General features: G+C 73.1%; 16 protein-coding genes. 11 read left to right on the forward strand and 5 right to left on the reverse strand.

Annotated features, from left to right (window positions below; all coding sequences use genetic code 11):
- Position 1 precedes the first annotated feature (1 nt).
- Genes ACZ6TI_RS38170 through ACZ6TI_RS38180 form a run of 3 tightly spaced genes read right to left on the reverse strand, consistent with a single transcriptional unit; the run spans position 2 to position 2,695 of the window.
- Positions 2-1,135 (reverse strand): M14 family zinc carboxypeptidase, encoded by a 1,134-nt coding sequence (locus ACZ6TI_RS38170; RefSeq protein WP_465350123.1) that lies wholly within the window; start codon positions 1,133-1,135, stop codon positions 2-4.
- A 59-nt stretch (positions 1,136-1,194) separates the two neighbouring features.
- Entirely contained in the window at positions 1,195-2,178 is a 984-nt protein-coding gene (locus ACZ6TI_RS38175) for a questin oxidase family protein (protein WP_465350124.1), read from the reverse strand.
- A 28-nt stretch (positions 2,179-2,206) separates the two neighbouring features.
- Entirely contained in the window at positions 2,207-2,695 is a 489-nt protein-coding gene (locus tag ACZ6TI_RS38180) for a GNAT family N-acetyltransferase (RefSeq protein WP_465350125.1), read from the reverse strand.
- Between the two features lie 35 nt (positions 2,696-2,730).
- Between ACZ6TI_RS38180 and ACZ6TI_RS38185 the strand changes: the two genes are divergently transcribed.
- The 11 genes from ACZ6TI_RS38185 (at position 2,731) to ACZ6TI_RS38235 (ending at position 16,240) form a co-directional block, all read left to right on the forward strand.
- Positions 2,731-3,291, forward strand: coding sequence for a helix-turn-helix domain-containing protein (locus ACZ6TI_RS38185; RefSeq protein WP_465350126.1), 561 nt, complete (start codon positions 2,731-2,733; stop codon positions 3,289-3,291).
- Positions 3,288-4,532, forward strand: coding sequence for an MFS transporter (locus tag ACZ6TI_RS38190; protein ID WP_465350127.1), 1,245 nt, complete (start codon positions 3,288-3,290; stop codon positions 4,530-4,532). The genes ACZ6TI_RS38185 and ACZ6TI_RS38190 overlap by 4 nt, the downstream gene beginning before the upstream one ends.
- Before the next feature lie 46 nt (positions 4,533-4,578).
- The gene (locus ACZ6TI_RS38195) at positions 4,579-4,794 is read left to right on the forward strand and encodes a hypothetical protein (RefSeq protein ID WP_465350128.1); all 216 of its coding nucleotides are present in this window, start codon (positions 4,579-4,581) and stop codon (positions 4,792-4,794) included.
- A gap of 74 nt (positions 4,795-4,868) precedes the next feature.
- Positions 4,869-6,413, forward strand: a complete 1,545-nt coding sequence (locus tag ACZ6TI_RS38200) for a replication-associated recombination protein A (protein ID WP_465350129.1) — start codon at positions 4,869-4,871, stop codon at positions 6,411-6,413.
- Positions 6,410-10,195, forward strand: coding sequence for a hypothetical protein (locus ACZ6TI_RS38205; RefSeq protein WP_465350130.1), 3,786 nt, complete (start codon positions 6,410-6,412; stop codon positions 10,193-10,195). Before ACZ6TI_RS38200 ends, ACZ6TI_RS38205 begins: the two co-directional genes overlap by 4 nt.
- Before the next feature lie 77 nt (positions 10,196-10,272).
- Positions 10,273-10,731 (forward strand): DUF948 domain-containing protein, encoded by a 459-nt coding sequence (locus ACZ6TI_RS38210; RefSeq protein WP_465350131.1) that lies wholly within the window; start codon positions 10,273-10,275, stop codon positions 10,729-10,731.
- A 25-nt stretch (positions 10,732-10,756) separates the two neighbouring features.
- Entirely contained in the window at positions 10,757-11,062 is a 306-nt protein-coding gene (locus ACZ6TI_RS38215) for a hypothetical protein (RefSeq protein ID WP_465350132.1), read from the forward strand.
- Positions 11,059-13,746, forward strand: a complete 2,688-nt coding sequence (gene alaS / locus ACZ6TI_RS38220; protein ID WP_465350133.1) for an alanine--tRNA ligase — start codon at positions 11,059-11,061, stop codon at positions 13,744-13,746. The genes ACZ6TI_RS38215 and alaS overlap by 4 nt, the downstream gene beginning before the upstream one ends.
- Positions 13,747-13,761: 15 nt before the next feature.
- The gene (ruvX, locus tag ACZ6TI_RS38225) at positions 13,762-14,223 is read left to right on the forward strand and encodes a Holliday junction resolvase RuvX (protein ID WP_465350134.1); all 462 of its coding nucleotides are present in this window, start codon (positions 13,762-13,764) and stop codon (positions 14,221-14,223) included.
- Complete coding sequence (gene mltG, locus ACZ6TI_RS38230; protein ID WP_465350135.1) at positions 14,220-15,410, forward strand: endolytic transglycosylase MltG; 1,191 nt, start codon at positions 14,220-14,222, stop codon at positions 15,408-15,410. The genes ruvX and mltG overlap by 4 nt, the downstream gene beginning before the upstream one ends.
- On the forward strand, positions 15,407-16,240 hold the full coding sequence (locus tag ACZ6TI_RS38235) for a shikimate dehydrogenase (protein ID WP_465350136.1): 834 nt from the start codon (positions 15,407-15,409) through the stop codon (positions 16,238-16,240). Before mltG ends, ACZ6TI_RS38235 begins: the two co-directional genes overlap by 4 nt.
- Here the strand turns inward: ACZ6TI_RS38235 and ACZ6TI_RS38240 are convergent.
- A complete protein-coding gene (locus tag ACZ6TI_RS38240) occupies positions 16,197-17,435 on the reverse strand; it encodes a multidrug effflux MFS transporter (RefSeq protein WP_465350137.1) in 1,239 nt (412 codons plus the stop codon). The two genes, ACZ6TI_RS38235 and ACZ6TI_RS38240, sit on opposite strands and share 44 nt — an antisense overlap.
- Positions 17,432-18,397, reverse strand: coding sequence for an AsnC family transcriptional regulator (locus tag ACZ6TI_RS38245; protein WP_465350138.1), 966 nt, complete (start codon positions 18,395-18,397; stop codon positions 17,432-17,434). The genes ACZ6TI_RS38240 and ACZ6TI_RS38245 overlap by 4 nt, the downstream gene beginning before the upstream one ends.
- Positions 18,398-18,425: the final 28 nt, after the last annotated feature.

Below are 18,425 nucleotides of genomic sequence, written 5' to 3' on the forward strand. Positions count from 1 at the left end.
GCTAGGACGCGATCCCGGCGGCGGCCGGCCGGGGCAGGGCCGGCCCCCGCGCCGGAATGCTGTCGGCCCGCGCCGGGTCGACCCGCCGGAGGGTGCCGTCGGCGGCCGCCTGGGCGGTGGCGAGCATCGACACGAACGCCGTCCGGATCTGCGACTCGACGTCCTCCGGCGGCAGGTTGGAGAGCTCCACCAGGAGCGAGGCGCTGCCCAGGATCCCATAGGCGTTGCGCGCGATGCCCTCGTAGAGCTCGCCCGGATAGCGGGTGACGTTCGCCCCGGCCAGGTGTGTCATCGCGTCGTAGTTGAGCACCGCCAGCCGCCGTCCCGCGGTCACCGCCTCGGCGCTCGCCAGCGGCGACGTCGGCCAGAGCATCGACGCGGTGGTCTCCCGGCCGTCGGGCTGCAGATAACGCCCCTGCATGTGGTAGTCGACCACGATGTCCGGCTCGGTGGCGTGCCACTGCCGCTGGATCGCCCGGGACTCCGGCACCGGGTTGTCCTCGATCGGGGTCAGCGGGTTGTGGAAGCGGTTGATGTCATAGCCGACGCCCGGGTTCGTGTAGGGCCCGCTCGCGGTCGGATCATTGTTCCAGCGCTGGTCGAGCACCGCGCCGTCGGGGTTGGCCTGCACCACCACGTCGAGCGTGACGCGGCTCAGCAGCCAGCTGTGCCACGGTGTGCGCGGCACCCCGAGCGTCCACAGTGCCCGGATGGCGGCCGGCGTGCCGAGCGGCTCGTCACCGTGCTGCTGGGTCACATAGAGCAGACGCACCGGCCCGTGCCCGACCGAGGCGAGCCGCACCGGCCGCCCGTCGTTGGTCCGCCCGATCACGCCGAGCCGCACCCGCCCATGGCTGTTCCGCGCGATCGAGGAAAGCGCCGCTCCCACCTGCTCGGGGCTGGGCTCGGAAGGAACAAGATCGGCCGGCGCGGTCGGCAAGCCGGCCGGGGCCGGCGCCAACGCCGTCGTAAAGGAGGAGGAGGCGGCCGAGGCGGGCGGCGCGGCCAGCGTCACTCCCAGAAGCGCGGCGACCAGCGCCGCAGCGGCGCGAACAGCGCCGACACGGGCCCGGCGGGTGCGCGAAGCGGCGCGGGGCGCGCCGCACGGCAAGGTGGCGGTGGACTTCGTTGTCATCCGGACTCCCAGCGCATCGAGGTCATTCGATTGAACGTAAGCGCCGCCGGGGACCGCCGCTAGTCGATCATGCTGGTCGCGTTGTCCGCCGCGGCCAGCAGCGCCGGGTCGCCATCGCGCTCGAACGCCTCCACCGCCGCGTCCGCGAACTTGATCGCGTGCGCGTCACCCGACCGCGCCGCCCGATCCATCGTCGCCGCCGCATCGACCGCGCCGGCCGCCCCCGCGGGCCGGAGCGTGGCGGGGGAGTAGGCCGCGGTCACCGCCGCGGTGGCCGCCCACGCCGCGGTGACACTCACCTCGTGCAATGTGGACGGCAGGGCGGGCAGCGTCCGCAGCACGGCGGCCGGCGCGGTCGCCGCGTGCACGAGCATGACCGGGTTCCCGTACCCATGGGTGTGATGTCTGCGGACCGCGGCCGAGACCAGATCACCCAGCGCGAGTGACGGGCCCGGCGGGGGTGGCAGCTCGGTGAGCTGCGCGAGCCGATGCCGGATGCCGAACCGCTGATCCGGCACCCGCGGCACCGCGTCCAGCGCGGCCCGCGGATCGCCGGTCCGATAGGGACCCTGCCCCGGCGGCGCGAGCGGCTGCCAGCGGGCGGCCCAATAGGCGAGCCCCTGACCGAGTTCGGCGACCCGCGGCGCGGTCTCAGCGGAAAGCAGCGCCCGCACCGCGTGCCCGACCCGGATCACCCCGTGCGTCGCCCCGGCCGCGATCCCCGGCAGCAGCCGCGGCCACCACACCGCCAGCACGTCACGCCAGGGCGCCTCGCGCAGCTCGCGGTCGAAGAACCCGATCCAGTCGCCGGTTCGCACCGGATCGCCGAGCGGATCCCGCCACTCCTGCGGCGAGATCCGCGCGATGCCGCGTGGCGCGTCCTCCAGCCGGTCGCGGTAGCCGTCGATCCACCGATGCACGTCCGCCTCGTGGCCGTGCCGGGTCAGCGCCTCGGCGGCCATCGGCGCGTGGTTGCTCAGCCAGCCGTCGCGCTCCGGCCCGGTGTCCCGCAACCGTTCCAGCGCCTCGTCCAGAATGCCCATCCGGGCAGCCTGCAACCTGAAGCGAACTTCAGGTCAAGCGACGCATCGCCGGGTGCGCGGTCGGCTCGAAACCCAGCGACCGGTAGAGCGGCTCGCCGTCCGGCGAGGCCCGCAGATCAACGGCCCGCACATCACGCTCGGCGAACCACTCCAGCAAGGCTTCCATGCAGGCCCGCGACAAACCCTTCCGCCGGTACGCGGGCAGCGTCGCGACGTTGTACACGTACCCCCGGAGTCCAGCCGGATCGCGCGGTCCCGGAAGCCGCTGATCCACCTGGCCCACCGCGCAGGCCGCGAGTCCGGGCCGGTCGGCGCGGTCGACCACGAACGCCGCCATCGTGTCGCCCAGCCGCGAGCGCAGGATCCGGGCGCCCGCCGACACCCACTCACCGCCCGCCGGCGTCCCACCGTCGAGCGCGCCGAGCATCACGCCGCGCAGCGCCATCAGTTCCTCGGCGTCCCGGACGGACGCCTGCCGCACCTCGATCACCACGGCGCCCAGCCTCGCACATCGCACTTGCATGATTCCTTTGCACAACTATTGTGGAAGGCGTGAGCGACGACCTCAAGCACGTGCATCTCGACTCCCGGCAGATCCGCACGCTGGCCCACCCGCTGCGTTCGCGGCTGATCGGCGAGCTGCGGCTGAACGGGCCGGCCACGGCCACCAAACTGGCCGAGCGGTTCGCCACCAACACCGGCGCGACCAGCTACCACCTGCGCCAACTCGCCGACGTCGGGTTGGTCGCCGAGGACGAGGGCGCCGGCCGCGGCCGCGAGCGCTGGTGGCGTGCCGCGCACGACGTGACCAGCTGGGAGCGCGACGCGTTCGCCGGCGATCCCGATGCCCAAGCCGCCGCCGACTGGCTGACCAGCGCATATGCCCGACAGGTCGCGGAGCGGATCGAGGACTGGAACAACGGCGTCGCCACCGAGCCGGCCGAGTGGCGGGCCGCCGCGCAGTTCAACGACTACATCCTGCGGCTCGATGCCGGTCAGCTCGCCGAACTGGTCGGTGAGCTCGACGCGGTGATCGACCGCTGGGTCGGCCGCGAGCCCGCGCCGGCCGCCCGGCAGGTGCTGCTGTACGTCTACCCGATCCCGCTGTCATGACCGCCGCACAGGCACGCCGCCGCTTCCTCGTGCTGCTCGGCCTGCGCTGGTTCCCGGTCGGCCTGGTGATCCCGGTGCTGGTGCTGCTCCCGCTCGAACGCGGCCTCACCATCGCGCAGGTCGGCGCGGCCGCCGCGGTGCAGGGCATCACCGTGCTGATCCTCGAGCTGCCCACCGGCGGCCTGTCCGACACCATCGGCCGCCGCCCGGTGCTGCTGCTCGCCGGGCTGATCAACCTGGCGTCGATCGGCCTGCTCGCGGTGGCCTCGTCGGTGGCCGTGTTCGTGCTGGTCTATCTGCTGCAGGGCATCCACCGCGCGCTGGACAGCGGCCCGCTCGAGGCGTGGTACGTGGACCACGCGCTGGCCGCCGACCCGGACGCCGACATCGAGACCGGGCTGGCCCGCAGCGGCGTGGTGCTCGGCCTGAGCGTCGGCGGCGGGTCGCTGATCGGCGGCGGCCTGGTCGCCCTCGGCCCGTGGGGTCCGTTGTCGGCGCTCACGCTGCCGGTGCTGTTCTCCCTGCTGATGGTCGTGGCCAGCCTGATCGCGGTGCTGTTGCTGATGGACGAGACCCGGCCGGTGCGCGCCGAGCTTCCGGCGCGCGGCATCATCACCGCGATCGGCGGGGCCCTCCGGCTGGCCCGGCGCAACCGGGTGATCGCCGCGCTGATCTCGGTCGAGCTGTTCTGGGGTTTCGGGATGACCACCTTCGAGACGCTGATGCCGGTGCGGCTCGACGACGTGCTCGGCGACGCGGACCGGGCGGCCGCCCTGATGGGCCCGGTCGGCGCGGGCGGCTGGGCGGCGTCGGCGGCCGGCGCGGCGCTGATCCCGCTGCTGGCCCGGCGCATCGGCGCGCCGTGGACCGGCTTCGCGCTGCGGATCGCCCAGGGCGCCACGGTGGTCGGGATGGCTCTGCTGGCCGGTCCGATCGGCATCATCGCGGCCTACCTGCTGTGTTACACGGTGCACGGCGCGGCCAACCCGGTGCACGTCGGGATGCTGCACCGGCAGGTCGACGGGCCGTGGCGGGCCAGCGTGCTGTCGCTCAACTCGATGGTGTCCCAGCCCGGCAACGCGCTAGGGCTGGTGGTGCTCACCGTGATCGCCGGGAGCGCCGGCACCACCGCGGCGATGCTCACCGGCGCGGTCGTGCTCGCGGTGGCGGCGCCGCTCTATCTGGTCGGCCGGCGATCGACGCCGATAGTGGTCCACAGCGGAGTTTCAGAAACCGCGTGACCGGGGTATCAGCAGGCACGAAGCGCTCTCACCCCCGGAGGACATCATGCTTGCCATTGCCGCAGCCGTCGTTTTCGGCATCTACCTTCTGCTCGACCTGCTCGACGTCGGCAACACCGACCTGTTCAACTTCCCCACCTTCGCGGCGCTGGGCTTCCTGCTGCTCTCGCTCTATCTGGCGGGCATCGGCAGCGGCCCGCGCGGGACCGGCTCGGGAAGCAGCGGCCGCCGCTTCTACGGCCGTCGCCCCGGCCGCGGCTGACCCGGACGGGGCATCGGCCCGCTCTCGGTGCACATTTCGGGCACCCGAGGGCGGGCCGGTACTGTCTGTACCCGATGGAAACCGACGGGCTGTTCTCGCTACAAGCCCCGGCGAGCGGTGGTCCCACAGGATTCTCGCCTCCGCCGGCGGATGCGCCGCTGCCCGTGCGGATGCGCCCGGTCAAGCTGGATGAGCTGGTCGGGCAGCAGCATCTGCTGGCGCCCGGCGCGCCGCTGCGCCAGTTGGTGACCGGCGCCTCCCCGATGTCGGTGATCCTCTGGGGCCCGCCCGGCACCGGCAAGACGACCATCGCTCATCTGGTGGCCTCGGCTACGGACCGTAAGTTCGTCGCGATGTCCGCGCTCTCCGCGGGCGTCAAGGACGTGCGCGCGGTCATCGACACCGCACGTCGCGAACGCCGATCCGGTGGCCCGCCGACCGTGCTCTTCATCGACGAGGTGCACCGCTTCAGCAAGACCCAGCAGGACTCGTTGCTGGCCGCGGTCGAGGACCGCACGGTCACGCTGCTGGCCGCCACCACCGAGAACCCCTACTTCTCGGTCATCTCCCCACTGCTGTCCCGCTGCGTGCTGCTCACGCTGCACGCGCTCGACGAGGACGCGGTCCGCTCGCTGGTGCGCCGCGCGGTCTCCGACGAGCGCGGCCTGGGCGGCGCGGTCACGCTCACCGCCGAGGCCGAGGAGCATCTGGTACGCCTGGCCGGCGGCGACGTCCGCAAGGCGCTGACCGCCCTGGAGGCCGCGGCCGCGTCCGCGGAGGCCCAGGGCGTCACCGAGATCGACCTGGCGACCTCGGAGAAGGCGGTCGACGTGGCGGCCGTCCGCTACGACCGCGACGGCGACGCGCATTACGACGTGATCAGCGCGTTCATCAAGAGCATGCGCGGCTCCGACCCGGACGCGGCGCTGCACTGGCTGGCCCGGATGCTGGTGGCCGGGGAGGACCCGCGGTTCATCGCCCGGCGCATCGTGATCTTCGCCAGCGAGGACGTCGGCATGGCCGATCCCCAGGCGCTGCTGGTGGCGACCGCGGCGGCCCAGGCGGTGCAGAGCGTCGGACTGCCCGAGGCCCAGCTCAACCTGGCCCAGGCGGTCGTGCATCTGGCCACCGCGCCCAAGTCGAACAGCGTCACCACGGCGCTCGGCGCGGCCATGGAAGACGTGCGCACCGGCCACGGCGGCGCGGTTCCGACGGGTTTGCGTGACGCGCATTACCCCGGGTCGCGTGGCCTTGGTCACGGCAAGGGCTACCGATATCCCCACGATGATCCGCGTGGTGTGGTTAAGCAGCAATATGTCCCTGATGATCTGGTCGGCACCGATTACTATCGGCCGTCCGAGCACGGCGCCGAGCGTGCCGTCGCCGACCGTCTGCCGAGGCTGCGGCGCATCGTCCGGGGTCTGCCCGGCCCGGCCGGCGGTCCGCCGGCGGCCGGCGGCAGGCCCGGGACGGCCCCGGCGCAGGATCGCGCTGGGGGCTCTGTGGGCTTTTCGGCTGAAGGCGCGGATGGCGTTTCGACCGTAGGCTCGTCGGCTGGTGAGGATATCGACGATGGCCGAGACGACAGCGGCACCGCCGCCGGAAAGGAACAGCCGTGAGCCCGCGCGGTGCCGAACGGCCCGACGACGACGCTGACCTGCGCAACGACCAGACCGGCCGCCGTGGCCGCCGGTTCGGGCGGGGCCGGCCGGTGGAGCCCGTCGCGCCGGAAGAGGTGCCGCAGGAGGAGACCGGCTGGCTCGACGATCTGCGCACCGCCAAGCAGGAGCGCGGCGCGATCGGACCCGGCCGGCCGGGCGAGGGGCGCGCCAGCCGATCCGGCAAGGTCGCGCCCGGCCCCGAGGACGATCCCGGCCCGCCCGGCTTCGCGCCGGTGTCGCCCGCGGCGTCCCCCGTCTCGCCGGCCGCGCCGCCGCCCGTCGCCGAACCGCCCACCATGGTTCCGCCGCCCTCGTCGCGGCCGGTGAGCGCATCGCCGTCCGCGCCGGTCAGCCCGGCGCGCGCCCGGTTCGACGACTCGTGGCAGACCTCGAGCGGCTCGTGGCAGACCCAGAGCGGGCCCGGGCGGCACACGTCCGAGGTGCCCGATGAGGCCGGCCCGGGTCGTGGCCGCCGACAGCTCGACGCCGGACAGCACGGTCAGCCCGGTCCCACGCCACGCAGCCCGGCCCCGGCGGCTCCACCCGGCCCGGCGCCACACAATCCGGCGCAACACACTCCGGCGCAGCACAGTTCGGCCCCGGTGGTTCCGCCCGGTCCGGCGCAGCACAGTCCTGCGCAGAACAGTCCGGCGCAATACGGTCCGGCGCAATACGGTCCGGCGCAGGACGATCCGACACCGCGCGGTCCGGCGCAGCACAGTCCGGCGCCGCCGGCTGGGCCGCAGCAGCGGCCGGAGCGTCGCGGTTCGGATTGGCAGAGCCTGACCCAGCCCGGTCCGGCGCCGCGCAGCCCGATTCCGCCCGGTCCGGCGCCGCAGAGCCCGGCCCGCGGGTTCGGTGGGCCGCCGAGCGTGCGGCCGGTTTCGGCCGTGCCGCAGAGCCCGGCTCGCGGGTTCGGTGGGCCGCCGAGTGCTCGGCCGGTGTCGGCCGTGCCGCAGAGTGGCAATGCTCCGGCCGTTCCGCCATCCCCAGCATTGCCCACCCCGCCACCCCTGTCCGCCCCGCCGCCGCGTGGCGCGCCGCCGCGTGGCACCGGCCGGGTGAGCGGGCTGCCTCCGGCCGGACGCGCACAGCCGGGACAGTTCGGCGGCGGGCACGCGGCCGACGACGACCAGCCGTCCGGCCCGATCGGCCGGGTGGCGCCGCCCGCCGGTCCGCAGCACGGCGCACCGCCGCCCTCCGGGCCTCCACCGACCGGGCCGCAGCACGGCGGAACGCCGCCCACCCGGTCTCAACGTGGTGGGCTTCCGCCCGCCGGGTCGCACTCCGGTGGGCTCGCGCCCACCGGGCCGCAGCACGGCGGACCGCCGCCGGCCGGCCCGCAGCATGGTGGTGGCCGGCATGCCAGCGGCGAATATTCGCAGGTCGGATCGCATGGCGAACCCGGACCGCGGGAGCGTGGCCGCGGACGAGGCGAGCCCGGTCCCGGCTATCCGATGCCCGCGGAAGAGGGCACCGGGCGGCACGGCGTACCCGAGCCCGGCCGTCGCACCGGTCCGATCCCGCAGGGCCAGCGCTCGGCGCCGCCACCCGGCGGGCAATACGGCGGTGGCCCAGGCCCGAACAGTGGCGCACCCACCGGCCGCGCGGGCACCGGACAGGCCCGTCCCGCGCCGGGCGCCGCAGCCGCCGGTCCGGCCGCCGCCCGCCGGCCCGGCGCACGCCCGAACGGCCAGCCGGCCGCCCGCGCCACCGCCAGCGTGGTGCCACCGGTGGTGCCGGGTCGCGAAGGCGCCCGGGCACCGGCCCTTCCGGGTCGTGCCGGTGCCATGGCGGACAGCCCTTCCGGGGTCATCAAGCGTCCCGGGGAGCGCGGCACCGGTCGCGTGCCGCGCCCGGCTCGCGAACCGGACCAGCAAACCAGGACCGGCCGCCGAGCCGCGTCCGGCCGCGCCCAGCCCACCGGCGACATCAGCCAGCCGCTGCACGCCCGTCCACAGCCCGGGGACGTGAGCCAGCCGCTGCATGGCCGTCCGCAGCCCACTGGGGACGTCCGGCATCCGACGGGGGACATCGGTCAGCCGTTGCACGGGCGTCCGCAGCCGGGCGGGGAGGTCAGTCAGCCGTTGCACGGCCGGGTGGCGCCACCCGAGGTGAGCCAGCCGCTGCATGGCAGGGCGATGCCGCCCGACGTCAGCCAGCCGTTGCATCGCCGTCCCGCACCGCCGGACGCCGCCCCGCCGCTGCCCGGTCGCGCCGGAATGGCGCAGCCGCCGGACGTGAGCCAGCCGTTGCACGGCCGTGCCGCGCCGCCGGACGTGAGCCAGCCGTTGCACGGCCGTGCCGCGCCGCCGGACGTGAGCCAGCCGTTGCACGGCCGTGCCGCGCCGCCTGAGGTCAGCCAGCCGCTTCCGGGTCGGGCCGCCGTGCCCGGCCGGGCCGCCGCGCCGCCACCCGGCGAGGTCAGCCAGCCGTTGCACGGGCGTGCCGCGCCGCCGGACGTGAGCCAGCCGTTGCACGGGCGTGCCGCGCCGCCTGAGGTCAGCCAGCCGCTTCCGGGTCGGGCCGCCGTGCCCGGCCGGGCCGCGCCGTCGCCGCCCGGGGACGTGAGTCAGCCGCTGTCCGGGCGGGCCCGTTTCGGCACCGGCGAGATGAGCGCCTCCGGCCTGGCCGCGCCGCCCGAGGTCAGCCAGCCGCTGCCGGCCATGACGCCGGACGAGGCTCCGCGCCCCGGCGCCCGCCGGGCCGGTCGGCACAGCGGCGAGTTCGCCGAGGTCCAGCCGGGTCGTGCCACGCCGGCGGAGATCAGCCAGCCGCTGCCCGGCCACGACACCGGCCCGGTGCGCGCCGCCCGCGCCGCCGTCGCCGTGCCCGGCGATGTCAGCCAGGCCCTGCCCGGACACTCCTCCGGGGACCTCGCCGACCGGCCGGCCGGTCGAGCCGGTGTGGCGGTGCCCGGCGACGTGAGCCAGGCGCTGCCGGGCCGGGCCACGGTCCCGAACCCGAATGCGGGCGCCGACGGCGAGGCGGGCGGCCGGGTCACCGGGAGCGTGCGGCCGCCGGCTGTGGGCGTACCGGAGGAAGAGGCCGAACCGGCGCGGGATGCCCTCGCCGACGGGTTGCGCGCGAAGCTGCGCGCCGAACGACGTCTCCGCGTGATCGCGCTGGTGGCGGTCAGTGTGGTGGCCCTGGTGCTGCTGCCCGCGATCTTCGGCGTGCGGGCCGCCATGCGCGACCCGGTGGTCTCGTCTCTGGACGCGCTGAACGTGCCGGGCTGGGCGGCGAGCGACATCGACGACCGCAGCAACGGCAGCCGGTGGTGCTTCTTCGACTGCCGGTTCCGGGAGCGCACCGCGCAGTCCGACCGGCCGTTCAACGAGACCGCCAAGGTCTATGCGGCCGCGCTGACCGCCGCCGGCTGGCAGCCGTGGAAGGTCGCGCAGTGCCCGGAGCAGCCGGTCACCGACGGCGAATACAGCTGCTGGCGGCGCGACGAGTTCACTCTGGACCTCTGGGTGCGCCTGCCGGAGTGCGCGGTGGACGCGCTGGCCGCGCAGGACCCGGCATCGTTGCCGTCGGTCGGCCCGGACGGCGTGGTGCCGACCAGCCCACCCGCGGACTGTGTCGGTTCGACGGTCAGCATCAAGGTGCAGCCGGCCATCAACGACCCGCGCGGGCAACCGCAGCAACAACCGGATCCGGACCTGATCGGGGAGACCCCGGACCCGGAGCTGACCAATGATCCACTTCTGGAGCAGCCGACACCCACGACGTCGTGAAGCGGCGCCCGGTCACGGACGGTAGGGTCTGCACGTTGTCCTGCCGCAGTAGATCGGGTTAGTAGAGGAGCCACTTCATGGACGCCGGAGAAATCGCTGGTCTGATCGCGGCGGGCGCCTTCCTGATGCTCGTCCTGGTGCTGGCCGTGCCGATCCTCAAGCTCGGCCGCACGGTCGATGCCGCGACCCGGGCGATCAACGAGCTGAACGACCGCACCGGGCCGCTGCTGGGGAACGTGAACCAGACCGTCGAGGGCGTGAACACGGCGCTGGGCCAGGTGCAGGTCTCGCTCGACGGGGTGAACGTGCAGCTCGCCAAGGTCGACACCATGACCAGCCACGCGCAGAACGTCACCGCCAGCGTCGCCAACCTGGCCACGATCGTCTCGGCCGCCGCGGCCAACCCGCTGATCAAGGTGGCGTCGTTCGGCTACGGCCTGCGCAAGGCCGCGAACGCCCGCCGGTCCGCCGAGGACGAGCGCGAGGTCCGCGCCACCCTCAAGCAGCGCCGCAAGGCCGCCCGCGCCGCCCGCTGACCTTTCACGAAGGGAACCACGTCACATGAAGCGCCTGCTCTGGCTGGGGGCCGGCCTGGCCGTCGGCGCCCTGGTGGTCCGCAAGCTCACCCGCAAGGCGAACGAGTTCACCCCCTCCGGCATCGCCACGTCGCTGTCGGAATCCGCTGGCGGGCTCGTCGAGTCGCTGCGTAGCTTCGTGGATGACGTCCGCGAGGGAATGGCCGAGCGGGAGGGCGAGATCCACGAGGCCTTCGCCGCGGGCGAGCTCTATCAGGACGAGTTCGCCGACCTGCGCGACGACGAGCAGACCGGCACGGTGGGGAAGCATTCCCAGGAGGGTCAACGATGAGGACCGCGGAGATCAAGCGGCGCTTTCTGGCGCATTTCGAGGCCAACGGGCACACGGTCGTGCCGAGTGCCCCGCTGCCCGCCATCGACGACCCCAACCTGCTGTTCATCAACGCCGGCATGGTGCAGTTCGTGCCCTACTTCCTGGGTCAGCGCAAGCCGGCCTGGGACCGCGCGGCGAGCGTGCAGAAATGCATCCGCACGCCGGACATCGACGAGGTCGGCAAGACCTCGCGGCACGGCACGTTCTTCCAGATGAACGGCAACTTCTCGTTCGGCGACTACTTCAAGGCGGGCGCGATCCCGCTGGCCTGGGAGCTGTCCACCAAGCCGATCGAGCAGGGTGGCTTCGGCCTCGACCCGGAGAAGATCTGGGCGACCGTCTATCTCGACGACGACGAGGCGATCGAGATCTGGAAGCAGCAGCCGGGCATGTCACCGGACCGCATCGTGCGCCGCGGCAAGAAGGACAACTTCTGGTCGATGGGCATCCCCGGTCCGGCCGGCCCCTGCTCGGAGCTCTACTACGATCGCGGCCCGGCCTATGGTCCGGACGGCGGTCCCGAGGTCGACGAGGACCGGTTCCTGGAATATTGGAACCTCGTCTTCATGCAGCACGAGATCACCGACGTGAAGTCGAAGGAGGACTTCCGGATCGTCGGTGACCTGCCGAACAAGAACATCGACACCGGCATGGGCCTGGAGCGGATCGCGTCGATCCTGCAGGGCGTCGACAACCTGTACGAGATCGACGAGGTGCGCCCGATCCTGTCCCGGGCGGCGGAGCTGACCGGCACGCAGTACGGCGCGCACTCCGGCCACGCGGCGTCCGAGTCGCACCCGGACGACGTGCGGCTGCGGGTGATCGCGGACCACGTGCGCACCGCGCTGATGCTGATCGGCGACGGCATCACGCCGTCGAACGAGGGCCGGGGTTACGTGCTGCGCCGCATCATGCGCCGGGCGATCCGGGCGATGCGCCTGCTCGGCTGGCAGGGCGCGACGTTCCCCGAGCTGCTGCCGATCGCGCGCGACTGCATGTCGCCGTCCTATCCGGAGCTCGCCGAGGAGTTCGGCCGCATCTCGACGTACGCGTACGCGGAGGAGGACGCGTTCTCGGCCACGCTGCGGGCGGGCACCACCATCCTGGACACCGCGATCACGTCGGCTCGGCAGAACAAGGAGTCGCAGCTCTCCGGTGACAAGGCGTTCCAGCTGCACGACACGTACGGCTTCCCGATCGACCTGACCCTGGAGATCGCGCAGGAGCAGGGCCTGGAGGTCGACCAGGAGGGCTTCCGGCGGCTGATGGCCGACCAGCGGTCCCGGGCGAAGGCCGATGCGGCCGCGCGTAAGACCGGCCACGTCGACCTGTCGGCATACCGCACGGTGCTGGAGCAGGGCGGTCCGGTCGAGTTCACCGGCTACCAGGAGGTCAGCCGCGAGTCGCGGGTGCGCGCGGTGCTCGGCGCGGACGGCGGCGCGGTGCAGGTGGCGGGCGAGGGCGACTTCGTCGAGCTGATCCTGGACTCCACTCCGTTCTATGCGGAGGGCGGCGGCCAGCAGGCGGACAGCGGCCTGATCAACGTGGGCGGCGGCCGGCTCGAGGTGGTCGACGTGCAGCAGCCGGTGCCCGGCCTGATCGTGCACAAGGCGCGGGTGGTCCGCGGCGAGGTGCGCCAGGGCGAGGCGGGCTTCGCGGAGATCGACGTGACCCGGCGCAAGGCGATCTCCCGCTCGCACACCGCGACGCACCTGATCCACCAGACCATGCGGGCGTTCCTCGGCGAGTCGGCGACCCAGGCCGGCTCGCTCAACGCGCCCGGCCGGCTGCGGTTCGACTTCAACACCCCGGGCGCGGTATCGCCGTCGGTGCTGCACGACGTCGAGCAGCAGGTCAACGAGGTGCTGCTGCGCGACCTCGAGGTCCACGCGTTCATCACCTCGCAGGAGGAGGCGCGCCGGCTCGGCGCGATGGCCCTGTTCGGGGAGAAGTACGGCGACGAGGTCCGCGTGGTCGAGGTCGGTGACTACGCGCGTGAGCTCTGTGGCGGCACGCACGTGGCGCGGTCCGGCCAGCTCGGCCTGGTGAAGATCCTCAACGAGCAGTCGATCGGCTCCGGCGTGCGCCGCGTGGAGGCGCTGGTCGGCATCGACGCGTTCGGCTTCCTGGCCAAGGAGCACCTGCTGGTGTCCCGGCTGGCGGAGCTCTTCCGGGTGCCCGGCGACCAGGTCGCGGACCGGGTCGAGCAGACCGTGACGGCGCTGCGCGACGCGGAGAAGGAACTCGAGAAACTGCGGGCGCAGATGGTGCTCGGCGGTGCGGGTGCGCTGGCCGGCAACGCCCGTGATCTCGGTGGCGTGGCCTATGTCGGAACCGAGGCTCCGGAGGGCGCGGCGGGCAACGACGTGCGTACCCTGGCGCAGGAGATTCGCGGCAAGATCGAGCAGAACCGTCCCGCGGTGGTCGCCGTGGCGGCCCGGTCGAACGGCAAGGCGTCGCTGATCGTCGCGGTCAACGCGGCCGCGAAGGGCCGTGGGCTCAGCGCGAGCGATCTGGTCAAGGGCGCGCTGTCCGGCCGGGGCGGCGGCAACGCCGATCTCGCGCAGGGCGGCGGCGTGCCGGCCGACCAGGTGCCGGCGCTGCTGGCGGCGGTGGAGAAGGCGGTCGGATCGGCCGTCTGATTACAGGGGGTAGCCATGACCGCACTACCGCGGGGTAGGCGGTTGGGCGTCGATGTCGGTAAGGTCCGTGTCGGGGTCGCGATCTGCGATCCCGACGGGATCTTGGCCACCCCCCTGGTCACGCTGTCCCGTGACATGGGCGCGGCCGCCGATTCCGTACCCGCAGACATAGCTGAGCTCAGGCGTCTCGTGGGGGAACACGAGGCGGTGCAGATCGTGGTGGGGCTTCCGGTGCGTCTCAATGGCGCCGAGGGGAGTGCTGCCATCGACATTCGTGCGTACGCTGTGCGACTGGCGAGCGCGGTCACTCCCGTGCCCGTCGTTCTGGCGGACGAGAGGATGTCGACCGTGGTTGCGACCCGTAGGCTGGCCGAGCGCGGGGTCCGTGGCAAGCGACAACGGGCGGTGGTCGATCAGGCTGCCGCGGTGGAGATCCTGCAGAGCTGGCTGGATGCGCAGCGGAGGCAGACGAGATGATCGACGAGCTTGACCTGGCGTTCGATGAGCACGCCGAGAAGGGCAGGCCACGGCACCGGCGGGGCTCCCGGGGCAAGGGCGGGAAGTCCGGCGGGCGTTCGACGGTGGCGTTCCTGATGGCCTTCATCCTGCTGGCGGTGCTCGGCGGCGGGGTCTATCTGGGCTACAGCAGGATCAAGACTTTCTTCACCGCGGCCGATTACGACGGCAACGGCGGTGAGGTGGTGCAGGTCCAGATCAAGGACAATTCCACCCTCACGGAGATGGGCAACACGCTCTTCGATGCGGATGTGGTGAAGAGCACAAAGGCCTTCACCGAGGCGGCCGAGAAGAATCCGCGCGGCAAGAACATCCAGTCCGGCACGTTCAACCTGCGCAAGCAGATGTCCGCCGAGGCGGCCGTGACCCTGCTGCTGGATCCGAAATCGCGGATCAGCAACGGCGTCACGATCCCCGAGGGCACGACGACGATGGCGGTCTACGACATCCTCTCGAAGGCGTCCGGCATCCCGGTGGCCGAGTTCAAGACGGCGGCCAAGGACCCGGAGGCGCTGGGCGTGCCCGCCTTCTGGTTCAACCGCACCGACAAGCAGAAGGTGCAGAAGTCCCTCGAGGGCTTCTTGTTCCCGGACACCTACGAGTTCGAGCCCAACGCCACCGCCGAGCAGATGCTCAGCACCATGGTCGAGCACTTCCTGACCGTGACGACGAAGCTCGACTTCGTGGACAAGGCCCAGCAAAATCGCAAGATCAGCCCCTATGAGGCGCTGACCGTGGCGTCGCTGGCCCAGGCCGAGGCGGGCAACAACGACGACATGGGCAAGGTCGCCCGGGTGGCCTACAACCGCCTCTACAGCGGCAACTTCCCGTGCAACTGCCTGCAGTTCGACGTCGGCATCAACTACTTCTACCAGCTGCAGGGGAAGCCGAAGAAGGCGTCCAAGGACATGACCGCGGCCGAGCTGAACGACCCGAAGAACCCCTACCGGACGCACGGCAAGGCGGGCCTGACGCCGACCCCGATCAACAACCCGGGTCAGCCGGCGCTGAACGGCGCGCTCAACCCGCCGGCCGGCCCGTGGCTGTTCTTCGTGGCCATCGACAAGCAGGGCCACTCGGCCTTCGCCGCGACGCTCGAGCAGCACCGGAAGAACGAGGCGACCGCTCGCAAGAACGGCGTCCTGTGACCGATGCCCGCCGGGCCGCGGTCTGCGGAAAGCCGATCGCGCACTCGTTGTCGCCGGTCATCCACTCCGCGGGCTTCGCCGCCGCCGGGCTGCTGACCTGGACGTACACGTCGATCGAGTGCGCGGCGGCCGAGCTGGCGGATCTGGTGGCGGGGCTCGGTCCGGAGTGGGCCGGGCTGTCGCTGACCATGCCGTTGAAGGAGGTCGCGCTGACCCTGGCCGCGACCGCGACGCCGGCCGCGGTGGCGGTCGGCGCGGCGAACACGCTGGTGCGCCGCGAGGACGGCTCGTGGCACGCCGACAACACCGACATCCCTGGCATGGTGCGCGTGCTGCGCGATGCCGGGGTGGCGGAGTCCCCGTCGGTGACCGTGCTCGGCGGCGGTGGCACGGCGCGCGCCGCCCTGGCCGCCGCGGCCGCGCTGGGCGCGCCGCGGGTGACGCTGGTGACCCGCCGTCCGGCCGCGGCCGACGATCTGGCCCCGGTCGCGTCGTCGCTGGGCGTCAAGCTCGACCCGGCGCCCTGGTCGGCGGCGGCCGCCGCGTTCGAGGCGGACGCGGTGATCTCCACGGTGCCCAAGGGCGCGGCCGACGAACTCGCGATGGCGGTCCGCTGGCAGCCGGGCACGGTGCTCTTCGACGCGATCTACGATCCCTGGCCGACGCCGCTGGCCGCGGTCGCGCAGGCGCACGGGGTGCGGGTCGCCTCCGGCCTGGATCTGCTGCTGGCGCAGGCGCTGGGCCAGTTCGAGCAGTTCACCGGCGTGGTTCCGGCGCCCGAGCGGGCTATGGGTGAGGCGCTGGCCGCGGCGGCGGCGCTGCGCTCCTGAAGGTCAGCAGCAGGACGGCGAGCAGGGCGCCCGCCGCGCTCACCACGATCACGACGCCCATCGGCACCCCGCGCCCCGGCGAGCCGATCAGCCCGACCATCGGCGCGGCCAGCGCGGCGACCACCGACTGGATGCCACCCATCAGGGCCGCCGCGGTGCCGGCCCGGTCGGGGTGCGGGTCCAGCGCCAGCGCGACCCCGTTCGGCGTCACCATGCCGATCGCCGAGACCAGCACGAAGAACGCCGCCAGCATGCCGATCAGCAGCGCGGCCGCGGCGGAGACCAGCACCGCGGCGCCGGCCACCGTCTGCGCGGCCAGTGCGGCGATCAGCAGCGAGCGGGGCGGCACGCGGTCGACCAGCGCGCCGTTCGCCTGGCTCAGCGCGATCAGCCCGCAGGCGTTCACGCCGAACAGCACACTGTAGACGGTCGGCGACACGCCGTAGCCGTTCTGCAGCACGAACGGCGAACCCGAGATGTAACCGAACAGCGCCGCGAAGGACAGCGACCCGGCCAGCGTGTAGCCGACGTAGCGGCGGTCGGCCAGCAGCGTCCGGGCCGTGCGCGCCAGGTCGCCCAGGTCGCCCGGGCTGCGCCGCTCGGGCGGCAGCGTCTCCGGCAGCTTCCCCGCGATCAGCGCGGTGAGCAGGGCCGCGATCAGGCCGAGCGCGACGAAGATGCCGTGCCACGAGGTCAGCGACAGCACCGCGCTGCCCAGGCTCGGCGCGGCGATCGGCGCGACCCCGAAGATCAGCGTCAGCCGGGAGAAGAACTTGGCCGCGGCCACCCCCGAATACAGGTCGCGCACCACGGCCCGGGCCACCACCACGCCCATCCCACCGGCCAGGCCCTGCAGCAGGCGCAGGCCGATCAGGATCGGCGCCGAGGGCGCCAGGGCGATCAGAAACGAGATGACGGCGTACGCGCCGATGCCCGCGATCGCCGGCCGCCGACGCCCCCACCGGTCACTGAGCGGCCCACAGATCAACTGACCCAGGGCCAGGCCGACCAGGCACGTGGTCAGCGACAGCTGCACCTGGGCCGGCGGCACCTGAAGATCCGCGGCCATGTCCGGTAGCGCCGGCAGATACATGTCCAGCGACAGCGGCCCGACCGCGGTGGTCAGTCCGAGGATCACCACCAGCAGCGGCCCGTGCGCCGCCGGGGTCTCGCGCCCTGCCGCCATCCCGGTCATCCTGTGTTGCGGACGCCCGCCAGCGGAAGCCGGCCGGACCGTTTGATGATGCGGATCACCGGCGCGGTCTGCACCTCCCGGACCGCCGGCAACGCGCCCAGGCGCTCGGTGAGATAGCGGAACAGGTCCTGGTTGTCCCGGCAGGCGACCGAGACGAGCAGGTTCGTGGGCCCGGTGGTCGCGGCGCAGAACGCCACCTCGGGATGAGCGGCCACCGCGGCGCCGGTCTCGGCGAGATGCGCGGGCGGCACGCTGGCCCAGAGCCGGGCGTTGGCGTGGAAGCCGAGCGCGGCGGAGTCCACGTCCGCGTCGAAGCGGAGCAGGCCGGCGCCGCGCAACGCCTGGATGCGGCGCGCCACGGTCGACTCCGACCACCCGGTCGCGGCGGCCAGGGCGGGATAGGGCGCCCGGCCGTCCACGGCGAGGACGTCGAGCAGGGGGCGGTCGCCGTCCGCGAGGCGTACACCGGGATCGTGGTCTTGCGGCGGGCGAAGCGCCGCGATCTGAGCCGCGGTGAGCGGACCGGCGTCGTCCACGGCACGGGTGAACTCGTGCAGCACGCTGTGCGCGGTCACCGACACCACCGGCGCGGTGCGCTGCAGCCGTTGCAGGATCAATTCGTCGCGTTCCTTGGCGGACCAGGGCTGCAGGCTCGCGCTGATCTCGGTGCCGCCGGACAGCAGCGTGACCCAGCGGGTGTCGTCGCGGCGGGCCAGCGCCTCGGCGACCGCCACCGCCGAGCCCGGCTTGCACTGCATCCTGATGACCCACTCGGCCCCGCCGAGGCTGCCCGCGTCGACCACCCCCACGACGTCCACCACCCCGGCCGTGCGCAGCCTGGCGAAACGGCGCGCGACGGTCTTGTCGGAGACGCCGAGCACCGCACCGATCCGGGCGAACGAGGCCCGGCCGTCGACCCGTAACGCATGCACCAGGCCGAGGTCGACGGAATCCATCTGCATGGGCTCGATGCTGCCGGATTCTTGCGAC

The organism is Actinoplanes sp. NPDC051388 (assembly GCF_055586225.1).